We start from the raw sequence: 23,287 nt of genomic DNA, 5'->3' as shown, positions 1-23,287 counted from the left end.
TGGGTAAAATTAAAAAAATAGCTAGTTACCAAACCTGAGCAATGTCATGTTTTTAAGAATATGAAATACAAAAAAAAGCACTTACGTATTATTGCGTAAGCGCTTTCTGAATTTAAACCTAAAAAATACTATTCCATATCAATGATACCTACAACTTCATAAGCTCTAGAACCATCTACTTGAACTTTCTCGTAAAGTATGTTAGCATACTCATAGTATGTTAAACCATCAATAGTCACTTTCTCATACCCATCTGGTAATTCATAAACCAAAGTTCCAATTTCTGGCTCAACAACCTCATATTGAGCATTAGTTTGTTGATAAAATGTTCCTGCCACATTAAAATACACATGATTATTATAATTTATTCTAACAGAATTAGATGGTAAGGTTCTTATTCTAAAACCAACTTTTGGAGCTATAGCGATATACCTACCTCTAGAAGCGGTATAGTATCTATTGTTAGAATAATAGTAATCTTGACCATTATGCCTAACCACCGTTCTATTAGGAACTGTTCTTACCGATATAACTTTTTTTGTAGGTGTTCGGTAAACTACTTTTTTACTTGAAACTCTACCTGGTGTTTTTGTTACCGTTCTCGAAACTGTAGTTTTTGTAGTTGTTCTTTTACGTGTTTGTGCTGTACTTGGCAGTGCAAATGCAACTATAAATAAACCTAGTACTACGTATGTTTTAGTATTTGTTTTCATCGTTTTAAATTTAAAAGATTAAACTTTTATTTTACGTTCAATACTAAGACATATAATTATAGTTGTGGTTTAATTTGAAACCTCGCAAATGCAGAAGAAATAGACCAGAAGGTGGATTCTATCTACGAATCTTTCAATTTTATAGAAGTAAAAAAGTTCACCTTTTTAAGTAAATGATAAACTGTGAGTTGTATTTATGAATGATTGTCTTTTTGTTGGTCCTCTAGTACTTTTCGTATAGACTCGCTATCCCAATGGTTATCATATTCTACGATGCCTCTTTTAAAATCTTCGTTAAGCAATCTTTCTTGCTCTTCTAATTCTTTTCTGGCTTTAAAAATATAATTATCATCTTGCACAGGTTCTGCAGCCAATCTTCTTAAACTACTCTCATCATATTTAATGAAATTTTGAACCTGTTGATTTAACGTGTATTTTCTAAAACCTAACTTACTAAGTACATCTTTAGCTAAAGATAGCGATGTATCTAAAGATTCACGGTAAATGTTTTCCATACCCATGTTCAACAATTCATAAGCATCATACCTATTTTGTGCCCGTATCATGAGTTCTACATGTGGATATTTCTCTTTAACCAATTTTGTAATTTCTTTGGTAACACTGGGGTTGTCTATAGCGCAGATTAATATTTTAGCTTGAGCAATACCTGCGGATTCCAATAAGTCTATTCGAGTGGCATCACCATAATATACCTCAAATCCCATTTTACGAAGAAAGTCTACCCTGTTAGAATCTTGATCCAAGATTGTAGCCTCTATACCGTGAGACCTTAGAAAACGCCCAACGGTACTTCCAAAATGTCCGAACCCTACTAAAATAACATTTTGCGATTTTGCAATATGGTCCATAGGTCTTTTTATAGATTCTTTGGTACCTATTTTCGGTAGAATTAGTCGTTCGTTGATAATGCTAATAATTGGTGTTATTGACATTGAAAGCGCCGTTATTACCAATAAGATATCCATTTGTTCCTGTTCAAGAATATTCAACTGAAATGCAAAGGATAATAATACAAAGGCGAACTCCCCTATTTGTGCCAAGCTAAAGGTTAATAATAGTTTCTGGTCAAGCTTCATTTTAAATACACGACCAGTAATAAATAGAACCAATGCTTTTATTAAAATTACGGCTACCAAAATTCCACCAATGGTCAATGGCATTTTTGCGATTACAACGAAATTTATGGAAGCGCCTACGGCAATAAAAAACAAACCTAGTAATAGATTTTTAAAAGGTTCTAAGGTGCTTTCAAGCTCATGTTTATATTCGCTGCTCGATAATACTACACCGCCTAAAAAAGCACCTAATGCAGGAGAAAGACCTACATATTCCATTAAAGAGGAAATGCTAAAAACAATTAATAATGCCGAGGCTATTAAAAGTTCACGAACACCTGTTTGCGCAACCTTGCGAAGCATTGGAACAATTAAATATTGCCCAGCACCAATAATCAATACTACCGATAAAATAATTGCCAGGGTTTGGTACCCCATAGGTAGCGTATCTAATAAATTACCAGCGTTTTCATGAGTAGTGGTGGTTGATACTGCATCTGTATTGGCTAGCAAAGGAATTGCACCCAACATAAATATAACTATGATATCTTGAAATAGTAAAATTGAAAAAGCTGAATTACCAAACGTGGTTTCCATTAATCCTTTTTCTTTTATAGTCTGCATGGCAATCGCTGTTGAAGATAATGCTACCGCCATAGAAGTAACCAACGCTACTTTCCATTCAAAATCTAAAAGGGAGAAAAATATAAAAGAAAGAAGCATGGTACCGGCAACTTGTAGGCCTCCCATACCGGCAATTGTTTTTCGCATGTTCCAGAAATTTTTTGGTTCAATTTCCAGTCCAATTAAAAACAGCATAACGACAACTCCAAATTCAGCAAAATGGAGAATGTCTTCACCTTCTTCGCCAATAAAGCCTAGTACATAAGGACCAATAAGAACACCTGCCATTAAATAGCCTATAACAGAGCTTAGTCCAAATCGTTTTGCTATAGAAACGCATATTATTGCTCCCAGTAAGAAAACAATTGCGTCGAAAAGAATACTGCCGGTCATTTTGGTTGGTTTAGTGTAAGCCTAATTAATGCAAAATTTTCAATAAGATTAAATAAGAAAATTTAATGTTGCAAGCTATCAATGAGAGAACTGTATTGAGTTCCATAAACTTCAAGTTCTTCATCGGTTAATTTATAGGTTCCCATAACTAAAAATGGCTTTTTGTAAGTCATGAGACATAAATTTGCAGTTTGCTCAAAAGGTCTTAAAAATTCTGTAATTGTATAGCTATTGATACCTTGGGTACAATATAATTCTTTACTTCCGCCAGTGGTTATAGCGTTTAAGCATATTTTAGAGCTTAGCGCTTTGCCATTAGGTCCGTAAGCCCAATTAAATTCCAAAACCATATCTATCCATTGTTTTAGCAATGGCGGACAGCTATACCAGTACATAGGATGATGCCAAATGATAACATCATGCTGCTCTAATAATTTCTTTTCAAAAGGAACATCGATAAGAAAATCTGGATATTCTTCGTACAAATCGCGAAAAGTTACTCCTTCTTTATTTTTAATATGATTTACTAAGACCATATTTGCCCTTGACTTTTCAAACTTTGGATGAGCAAATAAGACAAGAACTTTTTTCATATTTCAGTAAGTTAAAGAAAGATTGCTAAAGCTGCTTATTGTTCGGTAACCAAATTAAAAGAGATTTTTATTCCTTCTATGATCATACCTGTACCAATAATGGCAATGATTAAACCCATTATTTTACCAATCACAGAAATAACATTGTAGCCTACAAGCCTAACAATTAAGTTACTTAATCTAAAAGTAAAATATGTTAGTAAACTCATGAAAGCAAAAATCGCAATTACTATAGTTATATGAACAGGTTGAGCACTTGATACAAAGTTCATTGCTGTAACAATCGTACCTGGACCAGCTAAAATTGGAATTGCCAATGGAGAAACCGCAATATTTTCATCAATATTTACATGCTTAATGTTCTTAACATTAGACTGTTTTGATTGCAGCATGTCAAAACCAATATAAAATATTAAAATTCCACCTGTAATTTTAAATGCAGGAATGCTAATATTAAAAAGCTCGAATATATATTTTCCTAAAAGGACAAATACCAGAACGATTATAAAGGCAATGATATTCGCTCTTTTGTTAATGTCGGCTTTTGTTTTTTCATCGGCACCCTGGGTAAGCGATAAGAAAACCGTCATGTTTGAAATAGGGTTTGTAATCGCAAAAAAGCCGGTAAAAACAGCAATAGAAAATGTAATTAAATCATCCATAATGTTGCAAAGTAATCTGACGGGTACAGGCTTTGAAAATAACCATTTCCTTCATTTAAAAAAAATGCAAAACTAAATGAATTTTGCGACGTGCAATACATAAGTATACTAAAGCATTGCCAAAATTATAACTAGTTCAATATAGTCATAGTTTTTTTTAATAACCCTTCAATTTTTAAAGCATCATAAGCATCTGCGTGCGCTGTAGCATATGAACCTTTATCGTTATCAAAATACTCACCTGATTTTGCTAAATCTGTCATACTTAAATTGTACAGAATGTCAACGCCTTTTTCTGCAGGAGACCAATGCTGCCCGTAAGCTTCTTTAGCCATTTTAGTATTTAATAATGAACCCGGATTTACCGCCACTACCGTAATTGATGGTTTTTTTTCCGCTAAATAAAAACTCCACATGGTTAATGCCAGTTTGCTTTGTGCGTAAGCTTCGTTTGCGCCCAAGCCTGTTTTGCCTTCTAATGCTTGTACATTTATAGTAGATTGCGCAGCAGAACTTAAATTCACAATTCTTGGTGCGTCTGAGGATTTTAAATTTGCTATTATACCATTAGTTAATACATAAGGTGCAAAGTAATTTACCACAAACCGTATGTCTGTAGCGCCACTATTGCTGTTTGTCATTAAGACACCTGCATTGTTGACCAAAACATCAATTACCGGCATTATTTCAGCAACCTCTTCAGCCATTTTTTTTACTGCATTTAAGTCTGAAAAATCCGCTAAAAAACCTATTACATTTTCATTATTAGATTGCTGTTTAATTTCTTTTAAAGTAGCGCTTAATTTAGCATCACTTCTACCGTGAATGGCTACAAAGTGCCCTTCATTAGCCAAACGCAAGGCTAGTAATTTTCCTATGCCGTCTGTGCTTCCTGTTATTAATATATGTTTCATTGTATTTTTTATGTTGATGATAACTGGCAATACAACTATTGCCAGTTTTATAATTTTATTTTTGTTTAATATAATAAACTACGCTTGCTCTAATTAGAATGGTGCAACGGTATCTTTAGGACCATCAGGTAAACTCCAACGTTGGCGAGCCGTAACGTTTTCTAATGCAACATCTTTAATGGAGTCGCTGCTAATATTTCCGTAACTACTGGTACTACCACGTGGTATTTGCATACGGTCACCATACAGCCAAACTACTAAATTACTACGTTGTCCGCTTGTAATTGGATGTGTTGCGTGTGGTACATTACCTCTGTGGATGATGGCTTTACCGGGCTCGAACTTTGTTTGAACTGTTTTACCAGAAGCTTTATCATAAAAATCTACCTCAGATCCTGTAAACGTTTCATCTGGTAAGTTAATATTAATATTTAAAGTTGCTGAAGACGCATCGGTATGCGCATGTAAATCCTTGTCTTTATCTGGATTGTATTGTATTGAAAATCCAAAAGTCTGATTATCATAACCGTAGGTTCCCAATAACAAACGTGCAATCGGACGCATAAAACGGTCCATCATATCGTTATAAAAGGCTTGAAAATTAGGTGCAGCCAAATGCCCTTGGGAACGTGGATCTAACATCATTCCATATCGGTTTAATTGTATGCCGTAAGGCGCGCGTTTAGGTACTTGAGAATTTGCTACAGCTTCTAAATAGTTGCGAAAATCTGCTAAGCGATCTAAATCAAAAAACTGTGCCACATAAACACCAGGTATAATTTCTTCCCATAAATCGGCCACAGCAGATTCTTTTTCTGGGTTTTCCCAAGCCTCTTTAATGGCTTTACGTAAACGTGGGTCAAGCAAAGTTTCGTCAGGAACTAGTAAATCGTTTTTGTTTTCAATCTCCCACTCCGCCCAAGCAGCTTCTAATAATTTACGGTTTTCATTCCAAAATTGAGAAACAGAAGGATCGCGTCTTAATGATAATTCTCGTGATGGTAACTCTAGAGCACGAGCTTCTGCAAGTGCGTTTGTATATTCTATTGTTTTCATAATTATATGTTTTAAATATAGCTACTGCTATTGTTGTTATTATTTACAGCAAAACTAAGCACAAATACCTGTTTGTTTTTGGTAGTAAAATTGGTGGTTTTAGTAAAAAACAAGGTTTGACTTTGTTAAAAAGAAAAATGCCTCAAAATTGAGGCATTTAACGCTACTAATCAACATAAGGATACATTGCAAATCCTTATTCAATTTCGTTCTCAACGACTATTTTACCAATAGCTTTTCCGCTTTGTAAATGTGCATAAGCATCACCAACTTCTTCTAGTGAAAACCTGTTTTCATCTAGTATAGGCGTTAAGTGTCCTTCGTTAGAAATTTCAGCTAAACGCTCTAAAATAGTACCGTGTTCATCTCTTTTAAAATTATGTAACATTGGTATTAGCATAAATACCACGTGTAATGATGCTCCTTTAAAGTGTAACGGCGTTAAATCTAACTCACATAACGACACCGTAGTTGAAATGTGTCCGTTTAAGGCAACAGCTTCAATAGAATTGTTCAGGTTTGCTCCACCAACAGTATCAAAAACCACATCAAAACCACCATCGGAATATTTTGCAGTATAATCGGCTACTTTTTCAGTTTTAAAATCGATGAAGGTTGCTCCAAATTTTTCAACAATTTCTTTTTGATTATCACCAGTACCTGTAGCAAAAACTTCTGCTCCAAAATACTTTGCCAATTGTACCGCTAAATGACCAACACCACCAGAACCACCGTGTACCAGTACTTTCTGACCTTCTTTTACGCCTGCTCTAGTTAAACCTTCGTAAGCTGTAATAGCTACTAATGGTAAAGCTGCAGTTTCGCGCATTGTTAAGCCTTTTGGTTTGTGCGCTACAAGGTTGCTATCCGCTACAATATATTCCGTTAAGGTTCCTGGTAAATCGGCTAATCCGCCAGCACAACCGTAAACTTCATCGCCTACTTTAAAACCTTCTACGCCATCACCAACCGATTCTATAATTCCTGAGAAATCCATACCTAATAAGGCTGGTGTAGCTGGTGATAATGGTAAGTCAGTTCCCATATTCTTAATCATAGTGTCGATTGTATTTACACTAGATGCCGCTATTTTTACCAATACGTGATTTGCCTTTACTGCTGGTTTTTCAATTTCTGATACTTCGAAATTTCCGTTTTCTCCGTAGTTGTTTATAAGCATTGCTTTCATAATCTTTCTTCTTTTTATAGTTATAATCTATTTATCTGTGGAAATATCTCTAGCCTTAGGACAGAGACTTTATTTTATTCGCTATTCGCTATTCGCTATTCGCTATTCGCTGTGCGCAACACGCTCTACGCAAACTGCGATATGCGATTGGCGTAAAGCGTATAGCGCAAGGCACTCGGCGCCATTAATTTACTTCTTGAATATCCATTACCATTTGTTCCCAATTTTTTTGGTTGTTATGGTCAAACTGAGCGCCATTTTCATCTGCGTAGGTGAATCTTTTTATGGCAGGTGTTCTGCTCGTAGCCTGAAACAATTGGTAGGCTTCTTCTTTTAAAGCCTCTCTAATTGGTAAGTCTATGGATGCATAAACTGCACGTTTACTAGCTGCAATAGAATCTGCCGGAAATTTAGAAATGCGCTCTGCCAAAGCATCTACATAAGGTCCTATTTCATCTGCATCTAATGCTTTATTAATAGTTCCGAACTTTTCAGCTTCATCCGCGTCCCAATCTCTGGCTCCTAAAATAATTTCCAATGCCTTACCTAAACCTGTTTGTCTTGCCATACGTGAAGCGCCACCACCACAAGGTAAAATGCCCATACCTACTTCCATTTGCATAAATTTGGCTTTTCCTCTTGCTGCAAAACGCATATCTAGTGCCAATGCCATTTCGTGTCCGCCACCACGTGCAAAACCTTCAATTTTTGCTATGGTTGCTTGTGGTACATTGCTTAATCTTTCTAAAACAGACTGTAAGTCCAATAACTGTACTTCGTTTCTTGGTACCGCTTCCATAGACATATCTCTAAGCAAGTTGGTATCATAATGACATACCCAATATCCTGGATTTGAAGATTCAAAAACAACTACTTTTACGCTTCTATCGCGCTCTAATCGTAAACAAAGACTGCTTAAATCTGCAAGCATTTCTTGTCCTTGTACGTTCACAGGACCAAAGTTGATAGTCACTGTTAAAATTCCACCTTTTTGTTCTGCCGTAAATGTTTGAAAATTCTTGTATTCCATACTATTGAGTTTTTGGTTAATTATTGTTCTGTTTTTATTACAGTACAAAGTTACCTAGGCACTCAAGCTTTGGATAAGTAAAAAACAAAGGGCTTTTAGTAAAAAAAGAGGTAAATGGTAATTTATTAGGAAATACTTGCCTTATAAGCACCAATAGTCATCCCCTTATAACTTTGGAAAGTCTTGTTAAGGTGACTAGAATCTGTAAAGCCTAATTCCATTGCAATTTCAGAAAACTGCAGATCCGTATATTTTAATCGGGTTTCTACGAGTTTTAATTTGTAGTTAAGAATGTACTTTTTTAGCGACGCATCAGTATGTTTTTTAAAATATTCACTGATGTAATTGTCCGCCATATGAAACTCTTCTGCCAAGTTTTTGGTGGTCAGCAATTCTGGATTGTAAATATTGGCGTGAATAAAGTTGATGATTTGCTGAATTTTAGAGGACTCCACAATTTTAGTACTCATATCAGCATTTAAAAACTGTATGTTACGGGCAATAAGGTGAAGAATTACAGAAAGTGAATTTTGAATGATAAACAGGTCGTATGATTTCTTTTTATCGTTTTCTGCCGCCACCATTTTTATCAAGGATAGTAAATGTATTTTGTCCGATTCGGTTTCAAAACGCATTTCTCGTAATTGATGACTTTCACTGTTTAGAATCCCTTCAATTTTTCTAAACCAATCGTTCACCGGAAGATTTACATTTTGTGGTGCATCTCCCCTAAAAAAGCTTTTCAAGAATTTAATGGCAATGGTAGTAGTAGCCGATTCCGGATTTACGATATAAATATCGTCCGGTACAAAAACAAAAATGCTGTTAGCCGAATAGTTTACCGTTTTGCCGTTAATTTTTATGGTGCCACTACCCTTTTCAAAATACACAATCTCAAAAAACCTGATGGTAGTGTATTTACAAAACTCAAAAAAGGTTTGGTCTTTGTACTCTTGAATTACAATATTTTCGATTATTGTACGTGGCATAGGGCTTTAAAGTTCTATATAATTTTTGCTTCGGTTTCAAGCGCTAAAAATTTGTGGATGTCACTAACTACAATAGACCCTTCACCTACTGCCGAAGCTACACGTTTAACCGAACCAGAACGTACATCGCCAACAGCAAAAAGTCCGGGTAAACTGGTTTCAAAAGTGTATGGTTTTCTATGTTTGAATACCGATTCGCCATTTAAAGCATTGTCGCAAATAGTGAGCCCTGTGTGTACAAAGCCTTTAGCATCCGTGTCTATAATATTATCTAACCACTCCGTACACGGTTTTGCACCAACGAATGTAAACAGGTAATTAATGTTGTTTAGGACTAAAGTTTCGTTTTGCTTGATTTCTACCTTTTCCAAATATGTATCGCCGTCAACTTTAACGACATTACTACCTGTTAAAACTTCAATGTTATCACATGCGAAAATTCGCTGCACTAGATAGTCGCTCATTTTTGCGCCAATATCCTCGTTTCTGATGATTACATATACTTTATGCGCATGGCTTGCTAAAAACAATGCCGCCTGACCTGCGGAGTTGCCACCGCCCACTATACCTATTTCGCTGTTTTTACACATATTGGCATGCATAGAAGTGGCGCTATAGTACACTCCGGAACCTTCAAATTTTTCAATACTTTCTAAAGGTAGTCTTCTATACGCCGCACCTGTTGCGGCAATTACCGTTTTTGCTTTTAATATAGATGTGTTATTAGAATTAACTTCGTAATAACCTTCTTTGCGCGCTATGCCCTCTACCCTATGAGGCACGGAAATGGTACAACCAAACTTTTGTGCCTGTATGTAGCCATTATTGGCAAGGTCACGTCCTGAAATTCCGGTAGGAAACCCTAGATAGTTCTCAATTTTAGAACTTTTACCGGCTTGTCCGCCAGGGGAATTACTATCTATGGTCAACACTTTTAAGCCTTCTGAAGCGGCATAAACACTAGCAGCCAAGCCAGCTGGACCTGCACCTACCACTAGAACATCATAAACATCATCATCCAATTGTAATCTAACACCGGTACACGTACCAATTTCATCTATGGATGGGCGAACGGAAATCTCATTCTGACTATTAATCAAAACAGGTAGGTCAGATTCTTTTAAATTGAAAGTTTCCAATAGTTGCACCAATCCATCTTCTTTATCCGAATCAATAAAATTGTACCAAATATCATTCTTATCCATGAAATCACGAATAGCGTAGGTTTCATTGGAGTGTTCAGAACCAATTAGCTTAATACCCTGAACATTGTTTTTCAGCGCGTCTTCACGCAATAAAAATGCATTCAGAAGTACATCGCTAATATCACTGAACTTGGCAATGGCACTTTTTAGGTTTTCAGGACTTGTTCTTATAAGCTGCGTATTTGCCAAGGTTTCACCACAAACCCCAACGGTTCTGTGCGAAAGAATACTACTAGAACCTGAGAATTGATGCCTGGTATGAATGGCAATATTTTCATCTTTTTTATCAGGGTCTATAATTCTGATTCCGCCAGTGAGCACCACAAAAAAATCATAATGCTGATCTCCAAAATCTAAAACTACCGTTGGCTCCTTATAGAACTCTATTTCACCATAATTCTTAAGTTTTTCTACCTGAACATTGGTTAATTCAGGAAATTTTGGATCGATCATAATTGGTTTGATTGTTTAGATAGTGATAAGCTTGAACATAAGATAATGTTTGTAATCTATTTTACCTCATAATCTCCATTACTACTTATGTAAAGAATTGTTTCTTTAGCGGTAGAAATGATTGAAGTCGCATTCTCTTCCGCTCCAAAATAAGAACCGGACTGCAACTCATTTTTAGTATCTTTTTTAGAAAACTGATGTGTTATCTCACCAGAAATTATCACTGCTCTAAAATTAGGACTTAAGTTTTTAATCTTTCCATTAAAACCAGCTGGCAATTTTAAAAGTGCGGCACGTAGCTGATTTTTTTGATGACTTCCCCATAAAAAGGCAGTTTGCACATTACTCTTTTCAGAAACCCATTGGATGTCGTTAGCGTTTAACCAAACCAAGTTTGTTTTATCAACATTTACAGGTCTTTCATCATTATCAAAGGCTTCTGATGTTGGTTTTACCAAATATGGACCTTCTTGAATGTCTAACAACGCCATATTTTCTTCACCGTCAGCAGCAGTAATATGCGCTTCGCCTGCTGGCTGTTGCCAATAAGAACCTGCCGGAAGCCATTGTTTTTCGGCATTTTCATCATCATTGTGCAACAAACCTTTAATTACCACACCTCTATAGGTTATATTGTGAATATGTGGTGGTGGTGAAAATCCTTTTTTGAATTTTACCAAAAATCCCGCTGGTTCGTTTTTAGTTCTGTCTCCCCAAAGTTCACCTGCTGCCGGACTTTTATCACCTCGAAGCGGATTTAACCAACCCCATTCTACATTATCTGCAGTTACCACCTCGTTTACCGATTTTACCGAATCTGTTGTTGGTGTTTGTGCAGTTATCTTGATACTTGCAAATACCACCGTTACAGCTAAAATTGTTAATATATTTTTCATTTTATTTTCAGTATCTAAATAGTTAATCTTGAAATCCTTCTAAAACAATTTTACCTTTTGCTTTTCCTGTCTCTAAGAAAGCATGGGCTTTACGCATATGCTCTGCGTTAATAGTTCCAATATTTTCTCCTAAAGTGGTTTTAATAGTTCCGTTGTCTATCAATTTAGAAACCTCATTTAAGATGTTGTGTTGCTCAATCATATCTTCCGTTTGGAACATAGAACGAGTGAACATCAACTCAATATGAGTAGACACAGCTTTACCTTTAAAAGGCATGACATTAAATGACTTAGGGTCATCAATAAAACCAAATTTACCTTGTGGTTTAATGACTTTTACAATCTCGTCTGCGTGTTGCTCGGTAGCATTTAAACTCACAATATAATCAGGGGCAGGTAGCTTGTATTTTTCAAATTCCTCACTCAATTTATTTTTGTGATTAATAACCGAGTCAGCACCCAATTCTTTTAACCAATCTGTAGTTTCTTCACGGGAAGCCGTTCCTATAATATTCAGTTTTGTAAGCTTCTTGGCTAATTGTACCAAAATAGAACCAACACCACCTGCAGCACCAATGACTAGAATAGATTTACTGGCATCATCGTTTGCAACTTCTAATCTATCAAACAACATTTCCCAAGCCGTAAGAGAAGTTAATGGTAAAGCCGCAGCTTCTGCATAAGATAAGCTAGATGGTTTCTTGCCCACAATACGCTCATCTACCACTTGATACTGCGCATAACTTCCTTGTCTCGTGAAATCGCCCGCATACCAAACTTCGTCACCAACATTAAATAACGTAACATCATCTCCAACTTCTTTTACAATTCCGGTAGCATCCCAACCAATAATTTTCCAATCATCGCCTTCAACAGGCATTCCTGCTCTTACTTTATAATCTGCTGGGTTTACAGAAATTGCTTTTATCTCAACTAGAATGTCTTTGCCAATTGCTTTTGGAGTATCTATTTCGATGTCTTGTAGAGATTTTACATCCTCTATTGGGAGGTTCTCCTTGTATCCTATTGCTTTCATTTTATGTTGTTTTTTAGAATGATAAGATTACTTCCAAGTAACGATATCATCAAAGTTTCTTCTAGATTTACCAAATTCTGGATCTGCTTTTCTGTAACCGAAAGCAGTCATAAACGATAGACCATATTTATCGGTATCTACACCAAATTTCTCCTTCAATAAAGCTTCTGCGTTTTCTTGATGAAAACCTTCAATAGGACAAGAATCGATTCCTGTTAAAGCGGCAGCGGTCATCATATTTCCTAAAGCGATATACGTTTGCTTTGATGACCAGTCAAACAATTTTTTGTCCGTGTCCAAATCAAAATCACGTTCTTGAAATTCTCTATAAAATTTAGAATACATTTCAATTACATCAGCAGGTAGTTGCTTTACATCCTTCATCATATGCATGATATATTCCGAATCGTGCTTTACCATTGGCGCTTTCATACTCAAACCTAATACAAAATGGCTAGCAGTATCTAATTTTAGAGGTGCCCCCCATGCTACAGGTTTTAATAACTCTCGTAATTCTTTATCCTGAACTACTATAAAATGCCATGGTTCAAAACCAAATGAACTTGGTGATAAATGTGCTGCTTCTAAGATGAATTTCATGTCATCATCAGAGATAGTTTTAGTAGCATCAAATTCCTTTGTTGCATGTCTAAAGTTAAAAGCGTTGATGATCTCTTCTTTTGCGATGTTTGGTGTGCTCATTATTATATTTTAAAATGTTGTTTTTTTAATTTGATACAAATGTATTGGTATTACTCATATCTAATCATGTACATAAAAAGGTGATGTTTGTATAAATCAAGGTTTATTTGACTAGCTGAATGAAATATTCACGTAAATACTATAGTTTTACACTATAATTAGATAAATATGGAAGTTTTAGAAGCTTATAAACCTTTTGAAATACAAGAAATTGAATTATCTGAGTGGAAGCAACGCCCGGTTAAGAACAATTTTTTTGAGTTGGTCTTGGTAAAATCTGGCTCAGGAACCCAGTGTATAAACTATAATGAATCACCTTATAAAGAGGGAAGCGTTTTTTTGTTACCCCCTTTAAAATGTCATTCTTTCACCATTAACGATACTAGTAAATTTGTATTCTTAAAATTTACAGATTCATTTTTTAGAGGTGTAAATAAAATACAGATTGATAGAAATGAGTGGTTTAAAGAAGCTTCGTACATATTATCTAACTACAATCAATTACCAGGCGATATTTTAAAATCTGAAACCGATAGATTACATATTGGTAATTTATTTGAGATGATTTTATTGGAAACAAGAAATTATGGAGAAGAGTCCGTTACGCTTATTACCAGCTTAATGACCAGTATTTTAGAAATACTAATTAGGAATATTAGAAAGAGTAATTATTTTGATACTGATGCAAAAGTATCTGAAGAAAGAATCACAAAAATGCTAACCTATATTAATGAGAATATAGATAAAACCGACTTGTTAAAAGTTGAAAATTTAGCAGATGTTTTTATGATGTCTCCTACGTATGTGAGTGAGTATTTTAAAAAACAAGTACAAATGCCGTTGCGGGAATATATAATAAAAGCAAAATTGAAATTAGTTGAAATTAGACTGCTTAATTCTGATTTTACCTTAACCCAAATAGCAGACGATTTAGGGTTTACAGACGTCAGTCATTTATCAAAGACCTTTAAGCGTTATGTTGGCATATCTATTAAAGAATTTAAAACTAATGGAAACTACATGTTATTAACCAGAAATGCATGTACAGGATAAATTTATCAATAACATGCAATCATTTCCATTTGTGTAGACTCTTTAATAAATGTTCTATTCAATATTGTGGTGGCATCTATAATTCAGCGGTTTAGTACGTGCCGTATTACAAGAATTACCAATAACTCTAGAACTACTTGCAATTATAAATGCAATAATTTCAGCTATCGCAATCTCGCCATCAGTATTTATTTCACCAAACAAACACTTAGTTCTATATATATATATATATTTATGAGGAACCGAAAGCACGTTCACTAGTAAATGTTCCCAGTCAATCGTAGCCTTAGTAAAATCATATACTTTTTAATAAAGTCAATTCCAGCTCAACTAACTACTCCACCAACAATACGAATCATCTTATTTGTCATCACAGCTTTTACCTGATTTTAAAAATATGGGTCAAATGAAAATCATATAAATGCATATATTTTTTAACATATTAATAATTTCTGTAACCAGAATAATTATGTCGTAAAACCTTTTAACTATTAACTCACAACCCGTAAAAATTAATTCAATACCAATAACGTCAATTCTTATTTTAATCTAGTTAAAAGACTGTTTTCATTACCTGTACCTTGTATTCAAATCAAAAATAAACACACTATGAAATTAGAAGATAAGGTTATTATAATAACGGGAGCATCAAGCGGAATTGGTAAAGCAACAGCAATAAAATTGGCAGAAAACGGAGCCAAAGTTGTATTAATGGCAAGAAGTGAAGATGAACTGAACGATATAAAATCACAGATCAAAAAAAATGGTGGAGAAGCTTTAGTTGCAACTGGAGATGTCACTAAAAAGGAAGATTTTCAAAAAGTAGTATCAAGAACAAAATTAGAATACGGTAAAATAACAGGCTTGGTTAACAATGCCGGTTTAATGCCACTTTCATTTGTAGAGAAATTAAAGACAGATGAATGGGAAAAAATGGTAGATGTCAACATTAAAGGAGTGTTGAATGGTGTTGCAGCGGTTTTACCTGAACTAAAAGCCAACAAAGGTGGTAATATTATTAATATCTCATCAATGGCTGCAAATAGATATTTTCCAGGTGGTGCAGTGTACTGTGCAACCAAATCTGCAGTGAAAATGTTTTCAGAAGGACTACGCCAAGAATTGGCACCGAAATACGGAATTAATATTACCTCTATAGAACCTGGGGCAGTAGCTACTAATTTGACAAGCACCATTAGTGATGAGGATATTAAGGAGATGATGAAAGAAATGCAAAAGATGGAAACATTAGAAGCAGAAGATATTGCAAACAGCATCTACTATGTTTTAACACAACCAAATAGAGTAAACATCAATGATGTGTATTTGGTACCAAGTGAACAACAATAAATAAAATTTAAAAACAAGTTATGTCTACGACAACAAAACAAGATACATTCAAAACAATTAACCCCACTACAGGAAAAACACTGTCCACATATACGTATATGACAGATGATCAAGTAGAGGAAAGTATACAGCAATCTCACGAAGCTTTTTTAAAATGGAAAAATAAAACAGTAGAAGAACGTGGCGAGGTTATTAAGGCTATAGGTAAAGAATTACAGAATTATAAAACTGAGCTTGCCGAATTGATGACCGATGAAATGGGAAAACTATTGAAGCAAAGTGAACAAGAGGTTGACTTATGTACATCAATTTGCAACTATTCAGCAGAGCATGCACCGGAGTTTTTAAAGAGTGAAGAACGACAATTAACTAATGGGGGAAAAGGAATTATCAACTACTCTCCTATGGGAATTATTTACGGAATTCAACCTTGGAACTATCCAAGCTATCAAGTATTACGATATACTATCGTAAATCTTATGGCAGGTAATAGTATTCTTTTAAAACATGCTTCGAACGTAACAGGAACAGCGAAATTATTAAAAACCATTTTTGATACCGCTGGTTTGCTAGCAGGTCTTTTTAATGTACTGGTAATTGAGCATGAACAATCTAATGCTATTGTTGAGCATAAATTAGTAAGAGGTGTAACCTTGACAGGTAGCCCTGTAGCTGGTGAAAAAATAGGAGAAAAAGCAGGTGCAGCACTTAAAAAGACTGTTCTAGAATTGGGTAGTAATGATGCTTATTTAGTTTTGGATGATGCGGATATTGACCTCGCTGTTGAAAAAAGTGTAATGGGTCGTATTTATAATAATGGAGAAACCTGTATAGCGGCAAAACGATTTATAGCTACCGAAAAAGTTTATGATGAGTTCAAAGAAAAATTTGTGAACGCTATGAACGCTTTAAAAGTTGGTGACCCAAAATTGGAAGAGACCGAATTAGGACCAATGGCGCGTGAAGATTTAAGAAAGAAAATTCACGAACAAGTGGAAGAAAGTATTGAAAAAGGAGCTGAAATTTTATGTGGTGGAAAAATTCCAGAAGGTGAAGGTTACTTCTACCCTGCTACCATATTAGGAAATGTTTCACCAGGACAACCTGCGTATGATGATGAGCTGTTCGGTCCTGTGGCATCGTTAATTAAGGCAAAAGATAATGAAGATGCAATGCGTATAGCCAATGATAGTAGATTTGGACTTGGTGGTGGTATTTTCTCTATGGATGTTAAAAAAGCTACAGAACTAGCGGCAAAACATTTTGATACAGGGATGGTATTCATAAATTCTTTCGGATTAGCAGAGCCTTCTATGCCCTTTGGCGGTGTTAAAGATTCAGGATACGGAAGGGAGCATGGCGGATTTGGAATGAAAGAATTCGTTAATGTAAAGTCTATTATTATAATGGATGAGAAGTAAAAAAGCAACAAAACAAAAGGCAGTCATTTGACTGTCTTTTGTCTATTATATGAATTCTATTTTTATAAACTTTAGTTAAAAAATGAATGTTCATTCTTTTTTTGTAATACCTTTGAATTGTATAAAAATAGCATATTGAATTTTCTGATGTATCCCGTGTATTAACTCATAGATAACTTCAGACATATTTAAAAATTAAATAAATAACTTATGAATAAGTCAATTAATTTAAAACAACGTCCGGTAGGTACTCCTACCCTAGCAGATTTCGATATTATAGAATTAGAGAATAACTTAAATGTATCTGAAGGTGAAATACTTTTAGAATCAAAATATATATCTGTTGACCCTTATTTGCGTGGTCGAATGAGCGATGCAAAATCTTATGTACCTCCGTTCAATGTTGGTGAGCCAATTAGCTCAGGTATTGTAGCTGAAGTTATTGAAACCAAGAACGACAAATTCAAAAAAGGTGATTTTGTATCAGGTTTACTGCAATGGAAAGAGAAGCAAATTTCTACTGGCGAAGGCTTACAAAAAATAGATAAAAGTAAAGCATCATTAAGTGCCTACTTAGGTATTGTTGGTATGACTGGCTTAACTGCCTTTTTAGGTCTTCACGAAATAGGTAAACCTAAAAAAGGAGAAACTTTAGTGGTATCTGGTGCTGCTGGTGCAGTTGGTAGTGTTGTGGGGCAGATCGGTAAAATACTTGGACTTAATGTTATTGGTATTGCTGGTACAGATGAAAAGATTGATATGTTGAAATCTGAATTCGGATTCGACTATGGTATCAATTATAAAACTACTAAGGATATGAAAGCTGCCATTAAAGAAGCGGCACCAAACGGAGTCGATATCTATTTTGATAATGTTGGGGGACCAATTTCCGATGCTGTTTTATTTAACATAAATCAGTTCGCACGAATTATCATCTGTGGCGCTATTTCGGTCTACAACAAAACCGAACTACCTATGGCTATTGCTGTACAACCTTTCTTGGTTAAGAATAGTGCTTTAATGCAAGGGTTCATTGTTTCTAATTATGCAGAAAAATTCCCTGTAGCTATGAAGCAATTATCTACATGGTTGGGTGAAGGTAAATTGACATATAAAGAAACGATTGTAGAAGGATTTGATAACACTCCGCAAGCATTCTTAGATATGATGAATGGTAAGAATAAAGGAAAAATGATAGTTAAAGTCTAAACATAAGACTTGATATAAATTTATAACTTAAAACAAAAAACAATGAAAATATTATTTGTATTAACGTCTCACGATCAATTAGGAGACACAGGAAAGAAAACTGGATTTTGGATTGAAGAGTTTGCAGCTCCGTATTACGCATTATTAGATAAAGGTGTAGAAATTACAGTAGCTACTCCAAAAGGCGGGCAAGCACCAATTGACCCAAGTAGTGATACCGAAGATGCTCAGACAAAAGATACGAAGCGTTTTAAAGATGATAAAGTTGCTCAAGACGCTATTAACCATACAAAGGTTTTAGCCGAAGTAGACGCGTCTGATTTTGATGCAGTTTTCTACCCAGGTGGTCACGGACCGCTATGGGATTTAGCAAACGATGCTACCTCAATCAAATTGATTGAAACGTTCAATGAACAAGAAAAACCAATTGCTTTTGTATGTCACGCTCCTGCAGCTTTAAAAGGTGTAAAGGGAAAAGATGGTAAAGCTTTAGTAAATGGTAAAAAAGTAACCGGGTTCACAAATAGTGAAGAAGCGGCTGTTCAGTTAACTGAGGTTGTTCCTTTCTTGGTAGAAAACATGCTACAAGAAAATGGCGGAATCTATTCTAAGAAAGAAGATTGGGCTTCTTACGCTGTACAAGATGGAAATCTTATAACAGGTCAGAATCCAGCTTCATCAGAAGTAGTAGCAGAGAAATTATTAGCTGCTTTGAAGTAATAGCATTTCATGTTAAATTTAAAAAGCCCGTAAACTTATGTTTACGGGCTTTTTTTTTAATAATTAATCAAACAGTTGCAATCAACTTTCTTCTAATAAGGCATTTACATCGGTTATTAATTGTGCTATTGACGCTCTATTTAATCCGTTATAAATACCTCTTATGTGTTTGTTCTTATCAATTAATAAGAAGTTTTCTGTGTGTAAAAAGTCATTGATATCCTTTGGAATACCTAAATCATTTTCTACAAAATATTCGTTTCTACCTAAGTTGTAAATTTCAGTTTTGTCACCGGTAACCAAGTGCCATTTAGAATCTATAACTCCGTTCTTTTCAGCATATGTTTTAAGAACAGAAACCGAATCTATGGATGGAGTAACGGAATGTGAAAGAATAGCTACTTCCGGATGATCTAAAAAGGCTTCTTGCACCTTCGTCATATTATTGGTCATCTTCAAACAAATACCTGGACAACTCGTAAAAAAGAAGTCCGTAATATAAATTTGATTATTAAATGATTTTTGCGTCAATGTATCTCCTAATTGATCCACCAATTTAAAATCTGGAATTTTGTGAAATTGTTTTTCTTCTTCAGTATTTGGAGTTATCCAATGAGGTGTAAACGATTCACCATTGTAATATGGCAAGTGCTCTACCCTACTGGTTTCAGTTATCTGAATATTTTCCTTTTTCACTGCTTCTTTACAACTAGCAAAAATTATAAAAAACAGTATTATTACAATTGACTTATTCATCTCTTTTCGCGATTTCATCCCTAATAACAACTTCATCTTCTAATTGATAGCAAGAATTGGCTCTTCGTAACCCAAAAATACGTCCGTTTTTGGCTTCGTAATTTACATACAAGGTTCCATTTTGTAACCATGCTTTTTGTAAACCCTCTTCCTTTCCATTTAACAATTGTCTTTCTTTTGCCAATTGCCCGTCTGGATACCATTTCTTTTCAACCCCGTTCATATTACCATTAACGTAATTAGCATCTTGCGCTAATTGACCATTTTCCCACCAGCTTTTATAAGAACCTTCAAGTCGGTTATTTTTATAGTGATATGCCACTCGTAAAACTCCGGCTTGAGACCATTTTTGGGCTTCACCTTCTCTTTTACCTTTTATAAAACCCACCTTTTCTGCCAAAATACCATTTTCATGTAAGGCTATTGAATAACCATCATAAGGTGAGTTTTTATAATACCAAGTTCCTTCCAATTGATTTAATGTCAACTCTTCTTTAAATTTAGTTTCTTGCTTAATTTCTATTGGTTTATCCACCAAAGTTTTGGGCTCTGTTATATTCTTACAACCAACTTGAAAAATCAGTATAAAACATATGATATGGAAGTGAACTATTCTCATTATTAATATCCTTGGTAAGGACCTGCAAATGCTAAGTATGATCCTGTTGTTGAATAAACTTCATTTATAATATGGTAATGATATTCTTCTTCACCATCAGTGTATTGAGTAGTAGTGGTATGTCCGCCAGAAGCATCAAGATCTGAAGGATAATCTCCTGTTGAATTACATTTACGGCCATAAAGAAAAACACCGTCTAACAATACACCTACTAAATTTTCATCATCATCCGAGAACGCTTTTGGCTCTAAGTGATAGTGATAAACACCTGGACCAATATGAGCCCCTGTCCAATCTAAACTAGCCGCAGCTTGGTCTAAAGCACCACCACCTTCTTGATCATTAAAAATAGAAGAGCCACTTACAGCGATACCAATAGTATTCAATTCTGTTTCAACAGTACTACCAGTTAAATTAGGAGTAGCATCTACACGAATGGTAGTCGCATTATTATTACTAGACATAATGCTAGGTGTCGTAGCGACGTCAGATTCTTCTCTGTATAAGGCGTTACCTTCTCCCCAATAAACGGTTTCATGATTTGGTAAACCTGTTGTTTCAATTACAACTTCAGAACCATCTAAATATACAGTTACCGCATCTGAATTAAAGGCAGCATATGCAGGATGTAATTCTGTTACAACTTCTTCAGATTCATCTTCAGAGTCATCAGTACTGGCAATCTCTTCTGTAATGTCATCATCAATACTATCGCTACTACATGCAATTAATGTGATGAATGATAATGCCAAAACAAATGACACTTGGGGAATTCTTTTTAGACTATTTTTTTTCATAATATTTAATTTGAGCTTGATTTCAGCGATTTAACACTACAATACTAATAACTAAGTATATACCAGATTTCAAAAATCAGTGAACTCCGCGTTCTATTAAGTGAATCTGGTTTTAGATTAAGATTATATATTTTCGCTCACCGATTTTTCTCTCAATAGCAGTATATTTTTAATCAATAGACCTAAACAAATACTTGCTATTAAACCTAAGATGATTAAAGAAGAAGATACGCCTGCACTTTGTTCGGTTTTTTCAATGAACTTATTGTCCTTTACCACCAAAGTAATAGTATGGTCATTGGTTTTATCTAGGGTAAAATGATCTTTAGCAAAGCCTTCTTTAAATATCATCAGGGTACTTTGATTTCTATTGATATCGCTAAATACTTTGTTAGAAACATTTACGGAAGTTATCTCTGTCGGTAAATTCAAAACCTCAAATACAACTTTAGTTTCATGCCCTAGTTTAACCACGCCTTTACCTAAAATAATTTGCTCGCCATTATTAAAAGTAAACTGAAGATTATTTTTAATATGGGATATAACCATTTCTTGAAACTCCTCTGGTGTTTTATAAGGGGTCTCAGCAAAATGAGTTCTAACCTCTTGTTGAAAAGCAGTCAACGATGCGTTGATTTGTAAAACCCATACGTTGTTCTTTTGCTCTGCTAAAACAATGGTTGACGCATCGGGACTATGGGCAAAACTGCCCATAGTTGTCCATAAAAAAATCAATAATAAGATATACTTTTTCATATCTATTTAGTTTACGTAAGCACCTTTTAATCCATCAATAAAGTTGTTATTACCAGCTGCATCTACATGGTAATGGTAACCTCTAGTATCATCAGAATGTCCTCTTAATTCATCTAAGTCTGTAGCCTCTACACCACTACTATCTGCCAATTCATAAATTCCATATCCGTCCAGAGCATAGCCAATTAAGGCAGCATGCCCGTCATCTTGTGCTATTTTAGTACTAAATCCTGTTGCTGCGTGGTAATGATACCCTTGGTGAACATTTATATGTCCGCCAGCATCATCAAATGGAGCTAAAGTATAGGCACCCAGAATGTTGTCTACGGGAGCAGGCGCAGAAAACTCAATACCGTTTAATGCTACTCCACGTGTTGAAGGAGCTGTAGTTATTCCTGGTCCACCTGGTCCACCACCTGCGGTAGTAAATAGCACAGGAGAATCTTGCGCAACGGGAGTGATAGGAATTGTCCAAGTTTGTGTTAAATCTGTAATGTAGGAAGGAAGACATTCAACACAAAAATTTTCGTATTCTTCACCAACATCAGGGTTGGCGGCATTTTCACAATCTTCTTGGGTATCTGTAATATAAATATCTCCGTTTGCATCGTACATCATCCAATTTGGATCATTATAGAATGTTGCCATATTTTCAACGAAAGCACCATCTACATCATATACTTCTCCACCTTCAAGCCAAATACCACCTGCTGTAGCATCATCTTCAATATTACCAGGGCACCATGGTCCCATTTCGTGATCTCCAGGTAGACTGGTCGTAACTATCTGATAACAATCTGTAGATGTGCCATCTGATAAAGTACACGGCACCGTTGTGATAGTGACCGAACCGTCAGTCGTATAAAAATAAGAAGCGTCAACACTTACTGTATTTGTATCTTCATCGGTAGCGTCATTGTCAGTTTCTGTGTCATCCTCTTCAATTACAGCCTCATCTGAAGTTGAAGAATCATCGCTACTACAGCTAATAAAACCAATAGCTGTAAAAGCCAATAGGAAGCAGGTTAAAACAAAGTATTTATTTTTTTCTATCATGATATTGAGTTTTAGATTA

23 protein-coding genes are annotated in these 23,287 nt (G+C 35.1%); 5 read left to right on the top strand and 18 right to left on the bottom strand.

Annotation, left to right across the window (positions count from 1 at the left end):
* Positions 1-128 precede the first annotated feature (128 nt).
* The 13 genes from BM296_RS10690 to BM296_RS10630 form a co-directional block, all read right to left on the bottom strand.
* Entirely contained in the window at positions 129-713 is a 585-nt protein-coding gene (locus tag BM296_RS10690) for a DUF6515 family protein (protein ID WP_027067089.1), read from the bottom strand.
* Positions 714-907: 194 nt separating this feature from the next.
* Positions 908-2,806 (bottom strand): monovalent cation:proton antiporter-2 (CPA2) family protein, encoded by a 1,899-nt coding sequence (locus BM296_RS10685; RefSeq protein WP_091903055.1) that lies wholly within the window; start codon positions 2,804-2,806, stop codon positions 908-910.
* A gap of 62 nt (positions 2,807-2,868) precedes the next feature.
* Positions 2,869-3,399 carry an NAD(P)H-dependent oxidoreductase gene (locus BM296_RS10680; RefSeq protein ID WP_081819458.1) on the bottom strand — a complete coding sequence of 177 codons (531 nt, stop codon included), beginning with the start codon at positions 3,397-3,399 and terminating at the stop codon, positions 2,869-2,871.
* A 35-nt stretch (positions 3,400-3,434) separates the two neighbouring features.
* Positions 3,435-4,061, bottom strand: a complete 627-nt coding sequence (locus BM296_RS10675; protein ID WP_091903054.1) for a MarC family protein — start codon at positions 4,059-4,061, stop codon at positions 3,435-3,437.
* 131 nt (positions 4,062-4,192) lie between these two features.
* Positions 4,193-4,975 (bottom strand): SDR family NAD(P)-dependent oxidoreductase, encoded by a 783-nt coding sequence (locus BM296_RS10670; protein WP_091903053.1) that lies wholly within the window; start codon positions 4,973-4,975, stop codon positions 4,193-4,195.
* Between the two features lie 93 nt (positions 4,976-5,068).
* Positions 5,069-6,031 carry a 2OG-Fe(II) oxygenase gene (locus BM296_RS10665; protein ID WP_091903052.1) on the bottom strand — a complete coding sequence of 321 codons (963 nt, stop codon included), beginning with the start codon at positions 6,029-6,031 and terminating at the stop codon, positions 5,069-5,071.
* 196 nt (positions 6,032-6,227) lie between these two features.
* Positions 6,228-7,220 carry a zinc-dependent alcohol dehydrogenase family protein gene (locus BM296_RS10660; RefSeq protein ID WP_091903051.1) on the bottom strand — a complete coding sequence of 331 codons (993 nt, stop codon included), beginning with the start codon at positions 7,218-7,220 and terminating at the stop codon, positions 6,228-6,230.
* Between the two features lie 184 nt (positions 7,221-7,404).
* A complete protein-coding gene (locus BM296_RS10655; RefSeq protein WP_091903050.1) occupies positions 7,405-8,250 on the bottom strand; it encodes an enoyl-CoA hydratase/isomerase family protein in 846 nt (281 codons plus the stop codon).
* A gap of 125 nt (positions 8,251-8,375) precedes the next feature.
* Positions 8,376-9,239 carry an AraC family transcriptional regulator gene (locus BM296_RS10650; protein ID WP_091903049.1) on the bottom strand — a complete coding sequence of 288 codons (864 nt, stop codon included), beginning with the start codon at positions 9,237-9,239 and terminating at the stop codon, positions 8,376-8,378.
* A 14-nt stretch (positions 9,240-9,253) separates the two neighbouring features.
* Positions 9,254-10,897: an FAD-dependent oxidoreductase gene (locus BM296_RS19735; RefSeq protein WP_091903048.1), complete on the bottom strand. Its 1,644-nt coding sequence runs from the start codon at positions 10,895-10,897 to the stop codon at positions 9,254-9,256.
* Between the two features lie 56 nt (positions 10,898-10,953).
* A complete protein-coding gene (locus tag BM296_RS10640) occupies positions 10,954-11,793 on the bottom strand; it encodes a DUF4437 domain-containing protein (RefSeq protein WP_091903047.1) in 840 nt (279 codons plus the stop codon).
* A gap of 22 nt (positions 11,794-11,815) precedes the next feature.
* Positions 11,816-12,829 carry a zinc-binding alcohol dehydrogenase family protein gene (locus tag BM296_RS10635; RefSeq protein ID WP_091903046.1) on the bottom strand — a complete coding sequence of 338 codons (1,014 nt, stop codon included), beginning with the start codon at positions 12,827-12,829 and terminating at the stop codon, positions 11,816-11,818.
* Between the two features lie 27 nt (positions 12,830-12,856).
* On the bottom strand, positions 12,857-13,531 hold the full coding sequence (locus tag BM296_RS10630; RefSeq protein WP_027067084.1) for an NAD(P)H-dependent oxidoreductase: 675 nt from the start codon (positions 13,529-13,531) through the stop codon (positions 12,857-12,859).
* A gap of 168 nt (positions 13,532-13,699) precedes the next feature.
* Here BM296_RS10630 and BM296_RS10625 point away from each other — a divergent pair, with 168 nt between their 5' ends.
* From BM296_RS10625 to BM296_RS10605, 5 genes are all read left to right on the top strand, one after another.
* Positions 13,700-14,584, top strand: coding sequence for an AraC family transcriptional regulator (locus BM296_RS10625; RefSeq protein WP_027067083.1), 885 nt, complete (start codon positions 13,700-13,702; stop codon positions 14,582-14,584).
* A 609-nt stretch (positions 14,585-15,193) separates the two neighbouring features.
* Entirely contained in the window at positions 15,194-15,934 is a 741-nt protein-coding gene (locus tag BM296_RS10620; protein WP_027067082.1) for an SDR family oxidoreductase, read from the top strand.
* 20 nt (positions 15,935-15,954) lie between these two features.
* Positions 15,955-17,355 (top strand): NAD-dependent succinate-semialdehyde dehydrogenase, encoded by a 1,401-nt coding sequence (locus BM296_RS10615; RefSeq protein WP_091903045.1) that lies wholly within the window; start codon positions 15,955-15,957, stop codon positions 17,353-17,355.
* A gap of 210 nt (positions 17,356-17,565) precedes the next feature.
* Positions 17,566-18,564, top strand: a complete 999-nt coding sequence (locus tag BM296_RS10610; RefSeq protein ID WP_091903044.1) for an NADP-dependent oxidoreductase — start codon at positions 17,566-17,568, stop codon at positions 18,562-18,564.
* A gap of 42 nt (positions 18,565-18,606) precedes the next feature.
* The gene (locus BM296_RS10605; RefSeq protein ID WP_091903043.1) at positions 18,607-19,284 is read left to right on the top strand and encodes a type 1 glutamine amidotransferase domain-containing protein; all 678 of its coding nucleotides are present in this window, start codon (positions 18,607-18,609) and stop codon (positions 19,282-19,284) included.
* An 81-nt stretch (positions 19,285-19,365) separates the two neighbouring features.
* Here BM296_RS10605 and BM296_RS10600 read toward each other — a convergent pair whose 3' ends face one another.
* From BM296_RS10600 to BM296_RS10580, 5 genes are all read right to left on the bottom strand, one after another.
* Complete coding sequence (locus tag BM296_RS10600) at positions 19,366-20,040, bottom strand: SCO family protein (protein ID WP_245787005.1); 675 nt, start codon at positions 20,038-20,040, stop codon at positions 19,366-19,368.
* Positions 20,033-20,575 carry a toxin-antitoxin system YwqK family antitoxin gene (locus tag BM296_RS10595; RefSeq protein WP_245787004.1) on the bottom strand — a complete coding sequence of 181 codons (543 nt, stop codon included), beginning with the start codon at positions 20,573-20,575 and terminating at the stop codon, positions 20,033-20,035. The genes BM296_RS10600 and BM296_RS10595 overlap by 8 nt, the downstream gene beginning before the upstream one ends.
* An 86-nt stretch (positions 20,576-20,661) precedes the next feature.
* The gene (locus BM296_RS10590) at positions 20,662-21,456 is read right to left on the bottom strand and encodes a YHYH protein (RefSeq protein ID WP_091903040.1); all 795 of its coding nucleotides are present in this window, start codon (positions 21,454-21,456) and stop codon (positions 20,662-20,664) included.
* Between the two features lie 123 nt (positions 21,457-21,579).
* Positions 21,580-22,212 (bottom strand): hypothetical protein, encoded by a 633-nt coding sequence (locus BM296_RS10585; protein ID WP_143099062.1) that lies wholly within the window; start codon positions 22,210-22,212, stop codon positions 21,580-21,582.
* 6 nt (positions 22,213-22,218) lie between these two features.
* On the bottom strand, positions 22,219-23,268 hold the full coding sequence (locus tag BM296_RS10580) for a YHYH protein (protein WP_091903038.1): 1,050 nt from the start codon (positions 23,266-23,268) through the stop codon (positions 22,219-22,221).
* Between the last annotated feature and the right edge of the window lie 19 nt (positions 23,269-23,287).

Source organism: Maribacter stanieri (assembly GCF_900112245.1).
Classification (GTDB): Bacteria; Bacteroidota; Bacteroidia; order Flavobacteriales; family Flavobacteriaceae; genus Maribacter; species Maribacter stanieri.
Note: the sequence above shows the minus strand (reverse complement) of the source record. Positions and strands in the feature narration are given on the sequence as shown.